Annotated in this window: 18 protein-coding genes and 1 pseudogene; 7 read left to right on the forward strand and 12 right to left on the reverse strand. The window is 53.6% G+C overall.

Going from position 1 to position 17,313, the window contains the following annotated elements:
* The 4 genes from DS901_RS08605 to DS901_RS08620 all read right to left on the reverse strand — a co-directional run bounded on the left by DS901_RS08605 (nucleotide 1) and on the right by DS901_RS08620 (nucleotide 2,815).
* On the reverse strand, nucleotides 1–609 hold the full coding sequence (locus DS901_RS08605) for an NADH-quinone oxidoreductase subunit C (RefSeq protein WP_113776503.1): 609 nt from the start codon (nucleotides 607–609) through the stop codon (nucleotides 1–3).
* Between the two features lie 23 nt (nucleotides 610–632).
* On the reverse strand, nucleotides 633–1,166 hold the full coding sequence (locus DS901_RS08610; protein ID WP_090199045.1) for a NuoB/complex I 20 kDa subunit family protein: 534 nt from the start codon (nucleotides 1,164–1,166) through the stop codon (nucleotides 633–635).
* Between the two features lie 230 nt (nucleotides 1,167–1,396).
* Nucleotides 1,397–1,762 (reverse strand): NADH-quinone oxidoreductase subunit A, encoded by a 366-nt coding sequence (locus tag DS901_RS08615; protein ID WP_113776555.1) that lies wholly within the window; start codon nucleotides 1,760–1,762, stop codon nucleotides 1,397–1,399.
* Between the two features lie 120 nt (nucleotides 1,763–1,882).
* Nucleotides 1,883–2,815 carry a hypothetical protein gene (locus DS901_RS08620; RefSeq protein WP_113776556.1) on the reverse strand — a complete coding sequence of 311 codons (933 nt, stop codon included), beginning with the start codon at nucleotides 2,813–2,815 and terminating at the stop codon, nucleotides 1,883–1,885.
* A 271-nt stretch (nucleotides 2,816–3,086) separates the two neighbouring features.
* Here DS901_RS08620 and DS901_RS08625 point away from each other — a divergent pair.
* Nucleotides 3,087–3,374, forward strand: a pseudogene (locus DS901_RS08625) (transposase); the annotation flags it as partial.
* Nucleotides 3,375–4,194: 820 nt separating this feature from the next.
* Here the strand turns inward: DS901_RS08625 and DS901_RS08635 are convergent.
* The 4 genes from DS901_RS08635 to DS901_RS08650 form a co-directional block, all read right to left on the reverse strand.
* Nucleotides 4,195–4,956 (reverse strand): hypothetical protein, encoded by a 762-nt coding sequence (locus tag DS901_RS08635; protein ID WP_147249886.1) that lies wholly within the window; start codon nucleotides 4,954–4,956, stop codon nucleotides 4,195–4,197.
* Between the two features lie 139 nt (nucleotides 4,957–5,095).
* Nucleotides 5,096–5,830, reverse strand: a complete 735-nt coding sequence (locus DS901_RS08640) for a class I SAM-dependent methyltransferase (RefSeq protein WP_113776506.1) — start codon at nucleotides 5,828–5,830, stop codon at nucleotides 5,096–5,098.
* 9 nt (nucleotides 5,831–5,839) lie between these two features.
* A complete protein-coding gene (locus DS901_RS08645) occupies nucleotides 5,840–7,360 on the reverse strand; it encodes a hypothetical protein (RefSeq protein ID WP_113776507.1) in 1,521 nt (506 codons plus the stop codon).
* Entirely contained in the window at nucleotides 7,357–8,358 is a 1,002-nt protein-coding gene (locus DS901_RS08650; RefSeq protein ID WP_113776508.1) for a glycosyltransferase family 2 protein, read from the reverse strand. Before DS901_RS08650 ends, DS901_RS08645 begins: the two co-directional genes overlap by 4 nt.
* Before the next feature lie 466 nt (nucleotides 8,359–8,824).
* Here DS901_RS08650 and DS901_RS18735 point away from each other — a divergent pair, with 466 nt between their 5' ends.
* The gene (locus tag DS901_RS18735) at nucleotides 8,825–9,097 is read left to right on the forward strand and encodes a helix-turn-helix domain-containing protein (protein ID WP_368506475.1); all 273 of its coding nucleotides are present in this window, start codon (nucleotides 8,825–8,827) and stop codon (nucleotides 9,095–9,097) included.
* Nucleotides 9,098–9,183: 86 nt separating this feature from the next.
* On the opposite strand, the gene DS901_RS08660 is transcribed toward DS901_RS18735, so the two are convergent.
* Nucleotides 9,184–10,380 carry a DegT/DnrJ/EryC1/StrS family aminotransferase gene (locus DS901_RS08660; RefSeq protein ID WP_113776510.1) on the reverse strand — a complete coding sequence of 399 codons (1,197 nt, stop codon included), beginning with the start codon at nucleotides 10,378–10,380 and terminating at the stop codon, nucleotides 9,184–9,186.
* A 38-nt stretch (nucleotides 10,381–10,418) separates the two neighbouring features.
* On the reverse strand, nucleotides 10,419–11,078 hold the full coding sequence (locus DS901_RS08665; protein WP_113776511.1) for an HAD-IA family hydrolase: 660 nt from the start codon (nucleotides 11,076–11,078) through the stop codon (nucleotides 10,419–10,421).
* 123 nt (nucleotides 11,079–11,201) lie between these two features.
* Between DS901_RS08665 and glmU the strand changes: the two genes are divergently transcribed.
* Genes glmU through DS901_RS08680 form a run of 3 tightly spaced genes read left to right on the forward strand, consistent with a single transcriptional unit; the run spans nucleotide 11,202 to nucleotide 15,053 of the window.
* Nucleotides 11,202–12,545 (forward strand): bifunctional UDP-N-acetylglucosamine diphosphorylase/glucosamine-1-phosphate N-acetyltransferase GlmU, encoded by a 1,344-nt coding sequence (glmU, locus tag DS901_RS08670; protein ID WP_113776512.1) that lies wholly within the window; start codon nucleotides 11,202–11,204, stop codon nucleotides 12,543–12,545.
* 1 nt (nucleotide 12,546) lies between these two features.
* Nucleotides 12,547–14,370, forward strand: a complete 1,824-nt coding sequence (glmS, locus tag DS901_RS08675) for a glutamine--fructose-6-phosphate transaminase (isomerizing) (protein WP_113776513.1) — start codon at nucleotides 12,547–12,549, stop codon at nucleotides 14,368–14,370.
* Complete coding sequence (locus DS901_RS08680; RefSeq protein ID WP_113776514.1) at nucleotides 14,367–15,053, forward strand: DNA alkylation repair protein; 687 nt, start codon at nucleotides 14,367–14,369, stop codon at nucleotides 15,051–15,053. Before glmS ends, DS901_RS08680 begins: the two co-directional genes overlap by 4 nt.
* Before the next feature lie 18 nt (nucleotides 15,054–15,071).
* Here DS901_RS08680 and DS901_RS08685 read toward each other — a convergent pair whose 3' ends face one another.
* Entirely contained in the window at nucleotides 15,072–15,521 is a 450-nt protein-coding gene (locus DS901_RS08685; protein ID WP_181820816.1) for a D-galactarate dehydratase, read from the reverse strand.
* Nucleotides 15,522–15,606: 85 nt separating this feature from the next.
* Between DS901_RS08685 and moaA the strand changes: the two genes are divergently transcribed.
* Both moaA and DS901_RS08695 read left to right on the forward strand, forming a co-directional pair.
* Nucleotides 15,607–16,611, forward strand: a complete 1,005-nt coding sequence (gene moaA / locus DS901_RS08690; RefSeq protein WP_113776515.1) for a GTP 3',8-cyclase MoaA — start codon at nucleotides 15,607–15,609, stop codon at nucleotides 16,609–16,611.
* Between the two features lie 95 nt (nucleotides 16,612–16,706).
* Entirely contained in the window at nucleotides 16,707–17,195 is a 489-nt protein-coding gene (locus tag DS901_RS08695; protein ID WP_113776516.1) for a hypothetical protein, read from the forward strand.
* Between the two features lie 4 nt (nucleotides 17,196–17,199).
* Here DS901_RS08695 and DS901_RS19135 read toward each other — a convergent pair.
* The coding region (locus DS901_RS19135) for an IS3 family transposase (RefSeq protein WP_404932345.1) at nucleotides 17,200–17,313 on the reverse strand (114 nt) is incomplete at its 5' end.

The raw sequence follows: 17,313 nt of genomic DNA on the forward strand, positions 1-17,313 counted from the left end.
TTACTGCGCCTCCTCTTTTTTCTCATCGCCGGGCAGGATGTACTGGGCCCCTTCCCACGGCGACATGAAGTCGAACTGACGATATTCTTGAACCAGCTTCACCGGCTCATAAACAACGCGTTTTTGCACTTCGTCATAGCGCACTTCGGTATAGCCGGTTGTTGGGAAATCTTTGCGCAGCGGATAGCCGCGGAACCCATAGTCCGTCAAGATACGGCGCAAATCGGGATGACCGGTGAACAAAATACCAAACATGTCGAAAATTTCACGCTCGAACCAGTTTGCGCTGGGGTGCACAGGCAAGATCGACGGCATCATTTCGTCTTCGCGAATTTGAACGCGCAGACGAATGCGGTGGTTTTGGTACATGCTGAGGAAATGATAGATTACGTCAAACCGTTTGGCCCGGCTTGGGTAATCGACAGCCGTGATGTCCACAAGGCTTGAGAATTTACAGGCCTGATCGGTTTTCAGGAATTCGACAAAGGACACAAGTGATGAGGGCGCAACGGTCACTGTCAGCTCATCGTGGGTGACTTCCCACGACAGGACACAGTCGCTGCGCTTAAGCTCAAGATGCGCGCCGAGTTCATTGAGTGCTTCAGTCATAGTCTTCCCTTTCAGCACGCGCCTTAGCGCACGATCGTCCCGGTGCGGCGAATTTTACGTTGCAGCTGCAAAATGCCGTAAAGCAGGGCTTCGGCCGTTGGTGGGCACCCGGGCACATAGATATCAACCGGCACGATACGGTCGCAACCGCGCACAACTGAATAGCTATAGTGGTAGTAGCCGCCGCCATTCGCACAAGACCCCATAGAGATCACATAACGTGGCTCTGGCATTTGGTCGTAAACTTTGCGCAAAGCCGGGGCCATTTTATTGGTCAGCGTGCCAGCAACAATCATCAGATCAGATTGACGCGGGGACGCACGCGGCGCGGTGCCGAACCGTTCAAGGTCATAGCGCGGCATCGATGTATGCATCATTTCAACCGCGCAACAGGCCAGACCAAAGGTCATCCAGTGCAACGATCCTGTGCGCGCCCAATTAATCATATCTGCGGTGCTGGTCACAAGGAAACCCTTGTCCTGCAATTCGCGATTAAGGGTCTGGGTGGCAGCTTCCTTGTCGGCGCCCGCATCATTCAGGCCGGTGGCGATCCCCATAAGTGCGTCTTTCCTTATCAGTTACCATGCAGACCAAGGGCCTACCTTTTGCTAGTTAGGAACTACGCGCGGTGCCCCCCAAGGTCAAGTCGGCACTATGCCTCAGTGGCTGTCAATCAGAGGTGTTTCGCATCTTCACTGCAAATTTTCAGCTATTGCACCGGACCCGCCAACAAAAATGCCAGCTGCATATGCAACTGGCATTCCAAAATCGCAGATTTCGACGCGGGTTATTCCCACTCAAGCGCGCCTTTTTTCCACTCATAGGCAAACCCCGCGGTCAACACGCCCAGGAACACCATCATCGACCAAAACCCAACCATGCTGATGTCCTTAAAGGCCACGGCCCAAGGGAACAAAAACGCGACTTCGAGGTCGAAAATGATAAACAGGATCGACACCAGATAAAAACGCACGTCAAATTTCATCCGCGCATCATCGAAAGCGTTAAACCCACATTCATAGGCAGATACTTTTTCGGGGTCAGGATTGCGCACGGCCACAATCGCGGCCGCAAGAATCAAAATCAGCCCAAGCCCGATTGCCAGCCCTAGAAAAATCAAGATCGGCAGATATTCAAGAAGCATTTCCTGCATGGCGGGTCCTTTGTGGCACGGCGCGATGATCAGCGCGCAATAATAGCTTTTTGTTGCATACCCCTGCCCCAAGCGCGGGTCAACAAGCTGCGGTTCGAAAATGGCAATGGGAAATGGAAACTAGTCCAACACCGGCTGGCGCGGCGACAAAACAACGCCCGCAATCGACAAAAGCGATACCGCGTGGGCAAGACCGTTCACCCGCGATGGTTCATTTTGCATCAGCTCAGCGACTTCGACCAGGTTATCCGTCTGCTGATCCGTCAGCCAAAACATTGCGTGCATGCCAAACGTGAAATCACCGGGCATTTCAGTCACGCTCACACGGCACCCGTCGGCCTTTGGCGCAAACCGATGTGCTGTCACTGTGACCGCACCATTGGGCAGGACCAGCATTGTTTCGTGGTTTTGCGGATCGGATGATAAAACCATAGCGTCAAGCTTCACAACCAAAGGGCAGCTTGGGTCGTCTGGGTCTGTCATGTGTTCCGAAACGACCGCAACATCAAAGAACCCTTGCGCGTCCGCGGGGCCAGCCATCACGCGCCCACGCCGGGTTTCAGGGCGCAATCCAAATTGCTGACAGGCGACCGTAGCTGAATACGGCACATCAAGATGTGTTGTGATGCGCAGCTGCGCCATCGGTCCCGCGTAGACACAGATTTCTAGTAACTTTTGAAGTCCCGTCATCAACGCAAGCGCGACAAGCACGACAAAAACCACAGCAAGTGTCAGCGCCGCCTGATAATACGCTATAGAGGCATAGCCTGCAATTTCGGGCAAAACTGGCAAAACCGCGATAAATAGAGCCCCCACAACCGACAGGCTAAGCGTTTCAAGCGCCACATTGGGAAACAGTACGACATGGCCCAAAACCAAAACCGCCATCGTCGTAAAAATACTGACCGCGCGCGTCGCGGGCAACAACTCGGGAGACACCAATGCCGTCAAACCCAAAACAACAGCGGCCAACACATAGGCAGCGACAATCAGACGGCGTAAGCGCGCGATCCGGTAAGTAGCTTGTGTCAATGTTGGCCATGAAAACGACATCGGAATCTCCTTGACTCCAAAAGGCCCTTCGATTCGGTCAGAATTGAGACCGAAATCTGACATTTGGATTCTAATGGCTCTGGCCCCAATGCGATCATTGGGGGCACAGATTACGGTTTCAGCGGCAGGAAACCCAATTACAGCCTCCATGCGCAGCCGGTTGCCGTTTGAGAAACACCCCAAAGCCGAGACATCCCAAATTTCTCATAGGCATGGGGGGCAGCCTGCCCTTGCCAATTGGCCCAACCAACCCCGCAGTGCCTGTCGGACCATACGTGTCGACAACGGCCCAGAATATATCAGTGGGACGTTGATGGCGTGGGCTGAAAAGCGCGGCATCCGCCTCGAGCATATCCAGCCAGGCAAACCTCAGCAGAACGCCTATATTGAGCGTTACAATCTCACCGTCCGAGGTGAATGGCAGAGCCAATACATCTTTGAAACCATCGAGGAGGCACAAGACCAAGCAACCGAATGGCTATGGACTTACAACAACGAGCGACCCAACATGGGCATCGGCGGCATCACACCCGCAATGAAACTGAAAACAGTCGCCTGAATTCTACGGCTGAACCCCATTAAAAATGGGGAGATTACCCCTTGATTTGTAGATTATCGCTGGTAGATCATCGAAGAACAACACGCATTTAGCATGCCAAATGTACCCACCAAAAACGCTCGTTTTTGGCAGACATGGAACTAACGTATAAATAGCCGTAGCGAGCGTATTGACCGTTAACAGTTTCTTGGTTTGAAACGTCTCAATTGTGTAAAAATATAGGCTGGTTCGAACGATGAAGGCACTTAATCGTCACCAAATAACACTCTATGGAAAGCAGCAATTTCTTGACTGGATAAAGTTGGTGAAGCCTGAACTGCATAGATGGGATTTAGAGGCCCTCAATCACCGGCCTTCGGCATATTTAATTGAGATGGAAGACCAGAATTGCCATGGACTAGTGCTTGAAAAGTGCTTCAGAAGCATCGTTGAGCAAGAGCTTTCGCAACATATTTACGTCCCCAAAGAACATTGGCCTTCCGAAATCACGTTCGACTTGTTTCGAGCATGGTTTTCTTACCAATACCATGAGGAAGTGTACGACTTATCTTTGGAAAAACTCGTAGTCTTTGACGATTAGTCTTCAAATGCCGAGCGCAATCATCGCGTACCTTTATCGATAGCGACGTTTTCAAGTCTGCCAAAAACGGTCGTTTTTGGCACGGCCTAAGGGCTGCCCCTACCGGAACATCCCCCCCCTTATCGCACAGGCAAAATAGCGATACATGGCACATCTAGCGGAAGCTATTCCTTGTCCCTTACGGAAATTATGCCTGCATAGGCCTCGCCGATTTTGATTGAGAAGGCTCCGACTTTTAGATCATTGACGACGATCATCGGTAATTTCTGGTACGTATTTCATCAAAACCAAGTTGCCAAATAGATAAAGGATAAGGTCGCCGACTGTAGTAGTCATACGTAAAATCAAAGCCGCTATCAAAACGGTGTCGTCGGCCGCGACATGGGTTAGTAAACTGACTAATAGAGCCTCACGCACGGCGATCCCACCCGGTGCGCCGGGTGTCAGAAAGCCAACCAACCACGCGAATATAGCAGCTGGAATTGCAAGCGCGACAAAGCTGCCGGACACGATATAGAGAACGACCGCGAAGATTATCCCCTGGCACATCATGAAGACCACCCCACGACACACGACGATTATTGCGGGTAAATGCCATGATCTTTGGGCACGCCAGATAGCCAGCGTAGACACGCCCACAGCAGCAATAAAGAACGGTGGCGCCAGCGCATCCATTTCCCAAGGCCCTAAGTATGATTCGTCAACAAGGGGCATAACAAGACAGATGGCGGTAACGGCCGCCAACGGCAGGCTCAGAAGCTCCAGCAAAGACCCGGTGGCAAGTGATCTGTGGTTAAGGCCAAAATTCCGAAGATACATGTGTCGGCTGACAAGATGCACCACGTTGCCGGGGACATATTTGGCGATCTGTGTTTTGGTATAGGACAGTAACAGGGCAGCCCGTGGCGGCGATTGCGCAATCAGTGTCTGCACGATTATTACCCAGTTGAATGCCAATAGCATCAACGCGCCGCTGTAGCTAAATGCCAGCACCGCAAACAATGCAATCTGTGCCTTGGTAGGTCGCCAGTGGCTGATCGCACCCCATTGCTGGTATAGCGCCCATGCTAAGAATACGAGCGCGCAAGACGTGATCAGTTGCCCGGCACGCCGAGCGATCAACCTTAAAAATGATGATCTGTCAGACATTATGCCCGTCGGTTGGCGTGACATGCAAAAGGGTTGTCTTGTCTCGATACGGCAACGACGGGGTCATCCCTGCAAGATGCGTTGCAGCAAGCCCACTTTGACGGATCGCGATGTCATAACGTTGGCGTTTGGTGTTATCAAAAACAATCATTCCGTCCTTTGTCAGACAATTTTTCGCGACGTGCAGACATGCAGGACGCGCACGCCCATCTATAACAATCAAATCATATTTTTGGCCGGTTTTGGCGATTTCCTTAACATAGTTTTCAAAGCTATGGTCAGCGTATGCCTCTTTTTGAGAATGGTAGAGAGGGTCTTGGCTAAGCGTGGCATCAGTGGGCACATATGTGAGATGGATACCTGGATAGAGGATGATCCGACTTTGCATCAAATCGAACCAATCTTTGTCATGCTCCGTGCTGTGAACGGTGCCGGCACGGCGGGCGAGCCAGATTGTGCTTGCCCCGCTACCAAATTCAAAAACTGCCGCATTTGGACGTTCTTTTAAAAATTGATCCACAGCGTCAATCGCGCGGTATGTCCACCAAGGGACATCCAACGCAATCATTTGATCCACATCGTAAATGGCAAAAAGAGCGCGCACCCAATGAAAGCTACGTCTGTCTTGCCGACGTTCTAGCCAGCCAAGAATGCCAATGCGCCGTGCGATTGCGCCCAGACCATGCACCATTTTCACATATACGCGTTTTGCCGTGATCTTTATCATAGTTTTACTCTATTCTTGGTCTCGTTGCGCAAAAACGCTTTCGGGATCAACGCATAATTGTTCCAATCGTTCTGGCGAAAACGCCTTACTTGCGAGCCGGGTCTGACACATATCGACGTCCCATGGCGCATAGGTTTGCCCCGGTGCTTTTTGGTAACTTTGCGCAAGCGGGATCGCGACGCGTGCCGACGTAAAAACACCGCTTAGAACGACCACGAGGCTAAGGAAGACGACGCGCGTGTTTTGCAAAATTTCTGAACCAAATCGCCGTATCACGCCCGGAAAACTAAGCAGGCACAACGCCATGACAAATGGCCATACATCAATTCTGTACCGCAAGGTAACGGTTGGATAGCTTAACATCAAACCGGCGCCAATGCCTGTCGCAACCAAAAGAGGCAAGGCCCGAAGGCCGCCAGAGAAGCGGGGGCGCCCCGTGCTTAGGCCCACCATCACGAGCACGATCCATGCCGTCCAAAAAAAGAGCATCCCAAACCGTGGCGCTTCGATATATCCGTACCCAGAAATACTTTCGGTTGCATTTCGGTGAAGCGTCGCGATTTGCGAACTGGCAGCAGGGGTGTCAAATGTGTAAATTAGTGTGTTTGGCACGATGCGCCATGGGTGGAAACGGCCATGCTCAGCGAAAACAAGACCGCGCCCTGCGGTCGCATAATCGCTGCCAAAAAAGACTGGCGCATATTGTACCTGACTACTTGCTTTGGGTCCTTCTATCTGGCCATGTGCCGCGGTTGCGGACCCAAAACGCGCCGTATTGAGTTGCAAAAATGAAAGCCCGACTACCCCAAGAACTGCAAGGCTCATAAATGCGGGAATAAGCGTTCGTTTTGTATCGTGCCAAAGCGATAGGGCAATCATCACCAAAATACCTGCGTAAAGACCCACAGCCAAGTGTGGGCGTGCGTGCAGTAAAATCCCAGCCATAAATGCCGCTGGGATCAAGGCGTAACGCCATGCCATGCCAAATAACGCACAGCGTAGCATTAAATAGAAGCCAACAGCCATCGCCGCGTAAGAAATACTGATCGGTTCATGGTATAAAACCGGATTGGTGCTGAGCAGAAAGCCGGGGCTACAAATCCAAATTGTCAGCCCCAAAATGGCGACCCAAAGGAGGGATATTGGGCCGACATATTTGCGGACCACCTGAAAAATTGCGAGGTGATAAAACCCTGTGCCTATCGTTGCCCAAAGCCAGACTGAAAATGCCCCTGTCGGGAATTGGTTAAGCGCAACAAACGGGTGTAGTGCAGCCCGTGTCAGAAGTGGTGCAATCCCATGATAGAGAATACCGGTGCCATCCGCACTATAGTGTCCTTCGAGCGTCAACATACGCATAGGGAGGTCAAAACGCCCTTCGATCAAGCGATAGAAATAGGCGTTGTAGATGTCTGTACCAAAATAGGGGTAGGGCTGGGGTAACATGACCCCAAAGGCCAACAAAGCGTAGACAATCGCGCCAGTTGCGGCGCAGAAACACGCGAGAAGAACTGTTTTGTCTTTGGTCACGGCTGTGGGGTCCGTTCTTCTGCGCGCAAGTCGTCTGATATTGTGTTGGTGGGATCCGCATGCGCCATTTCGATGTCGCGAACGCGCCGCAATATCCGTTCCAGCAGTTGGCGGTTTGTTGCAATCGTATCGCTGAGAAGCGCCAAAATAACCGTGATATACCCTGCCAGCAAAAACACGCCTCCTAAGACCAAAGATTGAACATTGCCATCACCGTTTCCAGCCATGAACAAATAAAGAAACCGCAAAATGGGCAGGAGCCCGATCAGGACCATCACGGCACCCAGGCTCATAAATGCATTCAGCGGGCGGTACATCACATAGCTGCGCAGTATCGTCGTTGCCTGTTTACCGACAAACGACCACATCGAACGGAAAAGACGCGACGGCCTAGTTGTTGGGTTGGTGTTTATGACAACCGATGTGATTTTGAATCCTTGTTGGCCGGCGTGGATCAACGTTTCCGTCGTATAGCTGAAGCGGGTCATCACGTTGATACTTAACGCGGCTTCACGTGAATACGCCCTAAAACCTGACACCGCATCAGAAATATCAACTTGGGCGAGATTACTGACCACCGCACTACCAATTTTTTGTAATAGGCGCTTTATCGGTGAAAACGTGGTGTTTTGTGCCGGTTGGCGATCACCAAGCACAATCTCAGCCTGTCTTTCAACGATTGGCTTGACCAAATCTGTGATGCTTGCACTATCATATTGATGATCTCCATCGGTATTTACAATGATGTCCGCGCCATTGCGCAGGGCATTTTCAATTCCAGCCTGAAAGCTGTAAGCAAGCCCGCGGTTTACGTTGTTGCGCAGGATATAGGTGACGCCCATTTGGGTGGCTATCTCGACCGTCCGATCTGTAGATCCGTCATCGATGATCTGCGTTTCAATCGTGTCAATCCCTGGTATCTCATTTGGGATGCCTTTTAGAACCTCCTTGAGGTTAGCTTCTTCGTTCAGACATGGAATCTGGACAATTAGTTTCATTCATGAGGTCCCATAGAGTATTATATATTAGGCGTTATTGCATTTTTTATTATTTTAAAGCTATAGGATTCTACAACTTCCGTGATGCCACCATCCGATATAATTCCACACGACTTTGTTGTACAAATCGGCCTGAGGTCGAACTTCCGCTTACCGCAGACGAATTTAGCCCATCACGATAGGTACGCGATATGCCAAGAGCTGTGAAGCCGTTTAGGATCGCAGCGCGGTGTAACCTGACGATCTGACGAGCCCGAAGGAGTATCCGACGTGGCACCCCCTTGTCTCCAAACATGACGAACAGAACCCTGAAACGCTACCAAGTGAACGGACGGGATATAGTGGCCTCGATCATACACGATACTTCGCCCACGGTTTTATTACCTGTCCGTATCATGGGTCGGCTGATGTCATTGAATCCGCGCTAAGCATCAACCATCACTGTGCGTCGATCACCGCTGAAAAACTGGATGCTATGGCCGCGCAGGTTGGCATGAGCCGCGCGGTGTTTCATCGACGTTTCAAACAGGCAACAACAATGTCTCCTATCCAGTTCGTAAAATCGATGGGGCTGAACAATGCTGCGATGAAAATCGCGAGCGGCATGAATGTGTCAGAGGCGGCCAGGGACGTGGGCTATCAAAGCGCGTCGCAGTTCAGCCGAGAATTCAAACGCATGTACGGCCAGTCACCACGGCAATGGGGCAACGAAACACGAATTCCCGTCGGGCTGATCTAAAACTTTTTTGCTTAGCTAGTGGATAAACTTTCCGACTGGAATGACCTATCCCACACCCTTTGATAGCACATCGGGTTGAGGGATGGCTAGGTTTGCGCCTGAAACACGGCGCTGACTTCGGCGCGGATGATCCGAGCGATTTGCGCGCAATCGTCCAGATCAAAGGTCAGTGGCAAACGCATGTCAATGATCCCGGCCAAGATACGGTCAGTTGCTAGCATGGGCGTGCTTGGGGCATAGCGCCAGCTATCATAGCGTGACGTGAACCCTGCGGGCTCTGCCCCGCCGAACCATTTGAGTTCAACCCCGCGCTGCGCACAACGCGCAATCACCTCAACCACGGCGGGCGCGGACCAATCGAGCAGCAAGAACTGGAAAGATGAGGCGACAAAGCCTTCGGCGCTGGGCCGCGTGATTAGTCGCAAGCCGGGGGTATCAACCAGCCCCGCCTCAACTGCGGTATAGCGTGCATTCCACCGTGCCGCTTGCGTGGCCAAATCCCGTAGCTGCGGCCGCAAGATCGCCGCACGCAGGTTATCCATTCGCCCCGATATATTTGGCGTTTCATATTTAATCTGCGCGAATGTCTCGGCTGGCGGTGCGGCCCGGTGCCGTTCAAACAGCATATAGCTGCCTGACAGCATAATGGCCCGCGCCATGCCTTCGGCGTCATCCGAAATGAGCAGCCCACCCTCGCCCGAGTTGATATGCTTGTAGGTCTGTGTTGAATAGCAGCCAAACTTGCCCCAGCGCCCGCTTGGCACGCCATCCCAATGCGCCCCCATCGTATGGGCGCAATCTTCGATTACGGTTACCCCCGCCGCATCGCACATCGCCATCAGCCGCCGCATATCGCAAATATGCCCGCGCATATGGCTAAGCAATAGCACCTTGGCCTGATCCAATTTGCCCGCAAGATCATCCAGATCGATCACCAAATCCTCGGTCACGCCAACATAGATCGGCACGCCGCCCACGGCAGCAATCGCACCGGGTACCGGGGCCAAGGTAAAGGCATTGGTCAACACCTGATCGCCATGTTGCACACCGCACGCACGCAGCGCCGTTGTCATCGCATACCCGCCAGAGGCCACCGCCAAACAAAACTGCGCACCCGTGCTCGCCGCAAATTCTTCTTCGAGCAAGGCCGCTTCGGCGATTTCCCCGTCGACGGTATTATAACGGTGCAAGCGCCCGTGCTGCATTACAGCGTTTGCTGCCGCAATACCTGCCTCTGGAATAGGCTCTTGTTGGGTGAAACTGCCGGTGAAATTCTCTGTCATAGGCTGGGCTTGTCCTTGAATTATTTGCGTGCAGGCCGTTAGCCGATCAACCGCGCCACGGTTTCTGAAAGCTGTGCATAATCACTGATGATGGCCTCTGGGGCCAAAGCGGCCACATCGCCACCTGGCCCAAAGTCAACCAAGATCGACGGCACGCCCGCGTTGCGCGATGTATCACGATCAGTTGCCGTATCCCCGACAAGCAGCGACCGCAAAGGATCGCCCCTTGCGCGGCGGACCGCCTCAAAATGATGTTCTGGGTCGGGTTTGCGCACAGCGAGCGTATCAGCCCCGATCAGCGAGGCAAACGCATCACGCACACCCAGCCGGGTCAGCAGGGTTTCGGCCAGCGCTTCTGGTTTATTGGTCGCGATGCCCACGGCGTAGCCATCTGCAGATAGCGCAGCGACGGCCTCCATCGCGCCGGGGTACATGACCGTATGGCTGTCGATGTCTCTTGCATAGGCTTCAAGCAAGATCGGATATTGCTGCTGTACCTCGGCATCGCCGAAACCATCGATCCGCGAAAACCCAAGGCTCAACATCGCGCGCCCGCCGCGCAACGCCGTAGCCGCGTCTTGTGCCGGGTCCAAAAGATCACCCAAGCCTAGCCCACGAAAACATGTATTCGCTGCTGCGATCAAATCGCCACTGGTATCAGCCAGCGTCCCATCAAGGTCGAAAATCACGGTGCGCATACAGAATCCCCTACAACTTTGCTGTATTGATCTGTAACGCGCTGAAAACTGATGTGAAGCCCTCGGACCTTGTGATAATCGAAAACACCGTTAGAAGTTCGGGAAAACCAAAAAGAGGCGCGCATGAGCACAGCACTGATCATTCTAGCCGCAGGCATGGGCACACGGATGAATTCCGATCAGCCCAAAGTGCTGCATGAAATCGGCTTTGCACCGATGCTGGTGCACGCGATGAAAGCAGGCGGCGCGCTGGGACCTGCGCATACGGTTGTGGTGGCAGGCCACGGCGCGGATGCGGTTGAAAAAGCGGCCAAAGCTTTTGACCCGGATGTGCAAATTACCCTGCAATCGGAACAATTGGGCACAGGCCACGCCGTCGCCCAAGCCCGCGACGTGCTGTCAGGTTTTACAGGCGACGCGATTGTGCTTTATGGTGACACACCCTTTATCAGCGCGGAAACGCTTGCAGCGATGTCGGCTGCGCGGCTCACCCATGACATCGTTGTGCTTGGGTTTGATGCGGCTGATCCGGGCCGCTATGGGCGATTGATTTTGCAAGATGATCAGCTGGATCGCATCGTTGAATTCAAAGATGCAACCGATCAAGAACGCGCCGTAACACTTTGTAATAGCGGCGTTATAGCTGCCAATTCTAATGTCCTACTTGACCTCATCGATGCCGTCGACAACAACAATGCCGCTGGTGAATATTACCTCACCGATATTGTTGGAATCGCACGCGCACGCGAGCTGTCCGCAACCGTTGTGCGCTGCCCTGAAGCCGAGACATTGGGCATCAATTCACGCGCCGAACTGGCCCGTGCAGAGGCGTTGTTTCAGGCCAAAGCGCGCGCACAAGCGACCGAGGACGGCGTCACATTGGTCGCACCTGACACGGTGTTTTTTGCTCATGACACGGTGATCGGGCTCGATACTATCGTCGAACCCAATGTGGTTTTCGGCCCCGGCGTGACGGTTGAGTCTGGCGCGACAATTCGGGCATTTTCACACCTCGAAGGCTGCCATGTATCGCGTGGCGCCGTGATTGGCCCCTATGCCCGTTTGCGCCCCGGCGCAGAACTGTCAGAGGGCGTGAAGGTCGGCAACTTTGTCGAAATCAAAAACGCGACCGTACAAGAAGGCGCCAAGGTCAACCACCTGAGCTATATCGGCGATGCCGATGTGGGCGCGCGCACGAATATTGGCGCAGGCACAATCACCTGCAATTATGACGGCGTGTTCAAACATAAAACCACGATTGGGCCGGATGCGTTTATCGGGTCAAACACGATGCTTGTCGCGCCTGTCACCCTTGGCGCTGAGGCGATGACCGCCTCTGGCTCTGTGATCACCCGTGACGTACCTGCTGGCGATCTGGCGATCGGGCGCGCACGACAAGAAAACAAATCTGGACTGGCAGTCAAACTATTCGACAAGCTGCGTGCGCTGAAGGCGAAAGGCAAATAATATGTGTGGTATCATTGGCGTATTAGGCAATCACGAAGCCGCCCCGATTTTGGTCGAGGCGCTCAAGAGGTTGGAATATCGCGGCTATGACAGCGCGGGCATTGCAACGGTGAACAACCAACAGCTGGACCGTCGCCGCGCGGTTGGCAAATTGGTGAACCTGTCTGATGTTTTGGTACATAATCCCTTGGCGGGCAAAGCCGGAATCGGCCACACCCGTTGGGCCACACATGGCGCGCCAAATGTGGGCAACGCTCATCCGCACCGCGCGGGTGGCGTCGCGGTCGTGCACAATGGCATCATTGAAAACTTCCGCGAATTGCGTGATTTTTTAGGGGCCGAAGGCATCGGGTTTGAAACCGATACGGATACAGAAACCGTTGCATTGCTCGCGCAATATTACCGCGACCAAGGGCTGACGCCCGTCGATGCTGCCGCGCAAACGATTGCCCGGCTTGAAGGGGCTTATGCGCTGTGTTTCTTATTTGATGGCGAAGAGGACTTGCTGATCGCCGCCCGCAAAGGGTCGCCCTTGGCGGTCGGCTATGGCGTCGGTGAAATGTTCGTGGGCTCAGATGCGATTGCGCTGGCCCCAATGACAGATCGGATCAGCTATCTTGAAGAAGGCGATTGGGCCGTCATTACCCGTGACAGTGTCGAAATTCGTGACCACGCAGGCAATCTGGCGCAGCGTGAAATTCGCACCGTGCAACTGGACACCGCAACGGTCGATAAAAGCGGCTACAAGCATTTCATGGCCAAAGAAATCGCGGAACAGCCCACTGTGTTGCAAGGTGCACTTGCGCATTACATCAACGGCGACGCAAGTGCGGTCACCCTGCCCGCGCCCGGCCTTGATTTCACAAAAATCGAACGCATGACCATGGTCGCCTGTGGCACCGCATTTTATGCCTGCCTGGTTGCGAAATACTGGTTCGAACAGATTGCAGGTATCCCGGTTGAGGTCGATGTGGCTTCGGAGTTTCGTTACCGCGAACCGCCTGTCACAGCGGGTACTGTAGCGCTGTTTGTCAGCCAATCCGGCGAAACTGCCGATACGTTGGCTGCGCTACGCTATATGGAGGGCAAGGCGGCCAAAATCGTATCCGTCGTAAATGTTCCGGAAAGCTCAATTGCGCGCGAAAGCGACCTGCCCTTGCCAATCCTTGCAGGCACGGAAATCGGGGTGGCCTCGACCAAAGCCTTTACCTGCCAATTGACCACGCTAGCGATTTTGGCCCTGAATGCGGCGCATGCACGCGGGCGCATTGATGATGCCAGCTTGGCTACACATCTGACGCAACTGCGCGCCCTGCCGGGCATTATGAACACCGCATTGGCGATTGAGAACAAATGCGCCAGCGTTGCTGCCAAATTGGCCGAGACCCGCGATATCTTGTTCTTGGGGCGTGGCGCGATGTATCCGCTTGCGCTTGAAGGGGCGCTTAAGCTCAAGGAAATCAGCTATATCCATGCCGAAGCCTATGCCTCGGGCGAGCTGAAACATGGGCCGATTGCCTTGGTCGATCAACATGTTCCGGTGATCGTCATGGCCCCCCGCGACGCGCTTTTTGATAAGACTATATCGAACATGCAAGAGGTTATGGCGCGCGGTGGTAAGGTGCTCCTGATCACCGATCAAAAAGGCGCAGCCGAGGCGGGTGACGGCGTCTGGGACACGATTATCATGCCTGAGATTGATCCGTTCCTCGCGCCAATCCTTTATGCGGTGCCGGCGCAATTATTGGCCTACCATACCGCCGTTGCAAAGGGTACAGATGTGGACCAACCCCGCAACCTAGCCAAATCGGTGACTGTCGAATGACCTCAAAACGCGAAGCCCTGGACGCATTGCGCGCCGCTGGCGATCCTGAAAAAGCCAAAGATATGCACCGCTATCACAAGGTGGATCGTCCCTATCTGGGCGTCGCGAACCCAGTGATTGATGATCTGGTCAAGACTTGGCGCGCGGATATCGATTTGGATGCGCGGCTGGTGCTGGCAAACAGCCTGTGGAAAAGCAATGTCCACGAGGCCCGCATCGCCGCAGCAAAGCTGCTAACCCAAGCACGCCTGCGCCCGGATGACGCGGCGGCGTGGGATTTGATCGTATCATGGGTGCCTGATTTTGACGCTTGGGCGATTGCGGATCATGTGTGCATTGCCGGGCAAAAACGGCTTGTTGCGGACCCATCACGGCTAGATACCGTTGAAAGCTGGACAGGTACTGATCATATGTGGACGCGTCGCGCCGCACTCGTGATGACATTGCCGTGGACCAAGCAGAACAATCCGAAACCTGCGGAATTGGTAGCGCGTGACCGTGTGCTGGGTTGGGCGGCCGGATATACCACTGATCACGACAAATTCATTCAAAAAGCCATCGCTTGGTGGCTACGCGAGCTTTCAAAACACGACGCTGAGCGGGTCCAGGTATTTATCACCCACCATGGCGCCGATATGAAACCATCTGCCGTCAAAGAAGCGGGGCGTCTGTTGCCCACGTAAGGTGGATCAAGATCCACCCTACTGACGATAGACGGTCAGTTCAGGCAGGCTCGTAAGCGGCACCCCAAGTAGGCGCATTGCCGCAAGGCTGATCTGGCTGCCCGCGCCAGCTTCACCGCCTGATGGGCGCAGTTCAAGGTTCACAGACGTACCGCCATAACCCACGCGTCCCGGCGTCACCGCATCTACAAGAGGGGTTTTCAGCCAAATTCCCGGCTCGGTTGGCGGCCCAAGTGATGCAATTGTAACCCCCAAGGCAACATCTATGCTCTCTGTCGGCGCTGTTGCCGCGGCGCGGTCTTCGGCGCTGGTGGTGTCAAATTCTTCGACGGTGGCTGCGCTTGCCGGCGGCGCGACCGCGACCACTGTCGTTTCCGTGATTGGGTCCGAAGGGGGCGACACCTCTTGAAACGCAGGTGTCGTACATCCGGCCAAAGCCACAATCGGGAGGAGTAATTTGATATCCATCCCTTCAACATATGGTGCACATGACGATGTTACAACATCGTGCGCTGTGCTTGCGCAGCGAGTTGCGCAGCCCTAGACTAGCCCGATGAACCAGCCCTTAATTGACTCCTTTGCACGCGCGATTGAATACCTGCGCGTTTCTGTCACCGACCGGTGTGACTTTCGCTGCGTCTATTGCATGTCCGAGAACATGACGTTCCTGCCCAAAAAGGAACTTCTGACGCTCGAAGAATTGGACCGGCTTTGCTCAGCATTCATCCGGCTTGGGGTGCGCAAACTGCGGATCACCGGGGGGGAGCCGCTTGTGCGCCGGGACATTCTGACGTTTTTTCGCGCCATGTCGCGGCATCTTGATGCCGGATCACTGCACGAGCTGACAATCACCACGAACGGCAGTCAGTTAGAACGGTTTGCGGATGATCTGTTTGCGGCGGGGGTGCGGCGGGTGAATGTCTCGCTCGATACGCTGGACGACCAAAAATTTGCCGATATCACCCGCTGGGGGCGCCTTCCCCAAGTCTTGCGTGGCATTGACGCGGCCCAAAAGGCGGGATTGCGGGTGAAAATCAACACTGTCGCGCTCAAAGGGTTTAACGAAGATGAACTCTTTTCCCTGACAGATTGGTGCGCGTCGCGCGATCTGGATCTGACATTCATCGAAGTCATGCCAATGGGCGACATCGGTAACGAAGATCGGTTTGGGCAATATTGGTCGCTCAAAGACTTACGCGCGCAGCTCGCGACGCGGACTGAAATCACTGATCTGCCCGAGAAAACCGGCGGGCCAGCGCGCTATGTGCAATTGGCAAACACAGGCCAAAAAATCGGGTTTATCACGCCGCTGTCGCATAATTTCTGCGAAAGCTGCAACCGCGTCCGGATTACCTGCACCGGCGAAATCTACACCTGCTTGGGGCAAGAAGGTCATTCTGACCTACGTGGCCCGCTACGCGCTTCCGAAGCAGATGCAGACCTTGACGCAGCAATCCATGCCGCCATCGCCCAAAAACCCAAAGGGCATGATTTCGATTATTCACGGCAAAAAGCCGACGGGCAAGTCAGCCGTCATATGTCGCATACGGGTGGGTAATCCTCGGGAATTGGCTAGTCTTAGATGGGTTGCCGATAATATTCACCACCCAACATACTGTATATGTGCGGCTTATCTAAAAGGGTGTCAAAATATTGCAGACGACTATCGAGAAATGGAACGCATTGCATGCTGAGCAAGAAGAAATCAAAAATTTTCTCGCACTTGACACATTAGCTACGCAATTCCAAGCAATCCTAAAGCAATACAGTGCTGCGCAGGAAATCCTTAATAACCGCCATGTTTTGAATAACAGCTGGGTAATTCCTCAGCCCATTGACCTTTCAACTCACGTTTGCAGACGTGCGCTTGCAGTCGGAATTGAATGTGCGCTTATGGAGTTGGAACAATACCTTGCTGACGAACAATTAGAGCTCCAAGCGGTCGTAGCCTTGAACCAAACGGTTTCGCAAACGCGATTTGACTTTAGCAACGGCGTTTCTCTTATTGGTGCGCAAGATGTCATCCCATCGCAGACTGCGCAAACAATCTCCGACATTGGTATGACCGGCCTGAGCTCTGTTTGTGCCGTATTGATCCGTCGTGTTTCTATACCCAAACTTATGATACTGAGGTGCCCCTAGTTCCCTAGACGCCTGCCTCGTTCATTTTCTGTTGTTTCATTTCATAGTCAACCGGCGACAGCATGCCATTGTTGGTGTGCTTGCGTGTCGGGTTGTAGAACATCTCGATGTAGTCGAA

The organism is Loktanella sp. D2R18, from assembly GCF_003318235.1.
Taxonomy (GTDB): Bacteria; Pseudomonadota; Alphaproteobacteria; order Rhodobacterales; family Rhodobacteraceae; genus Yoonia.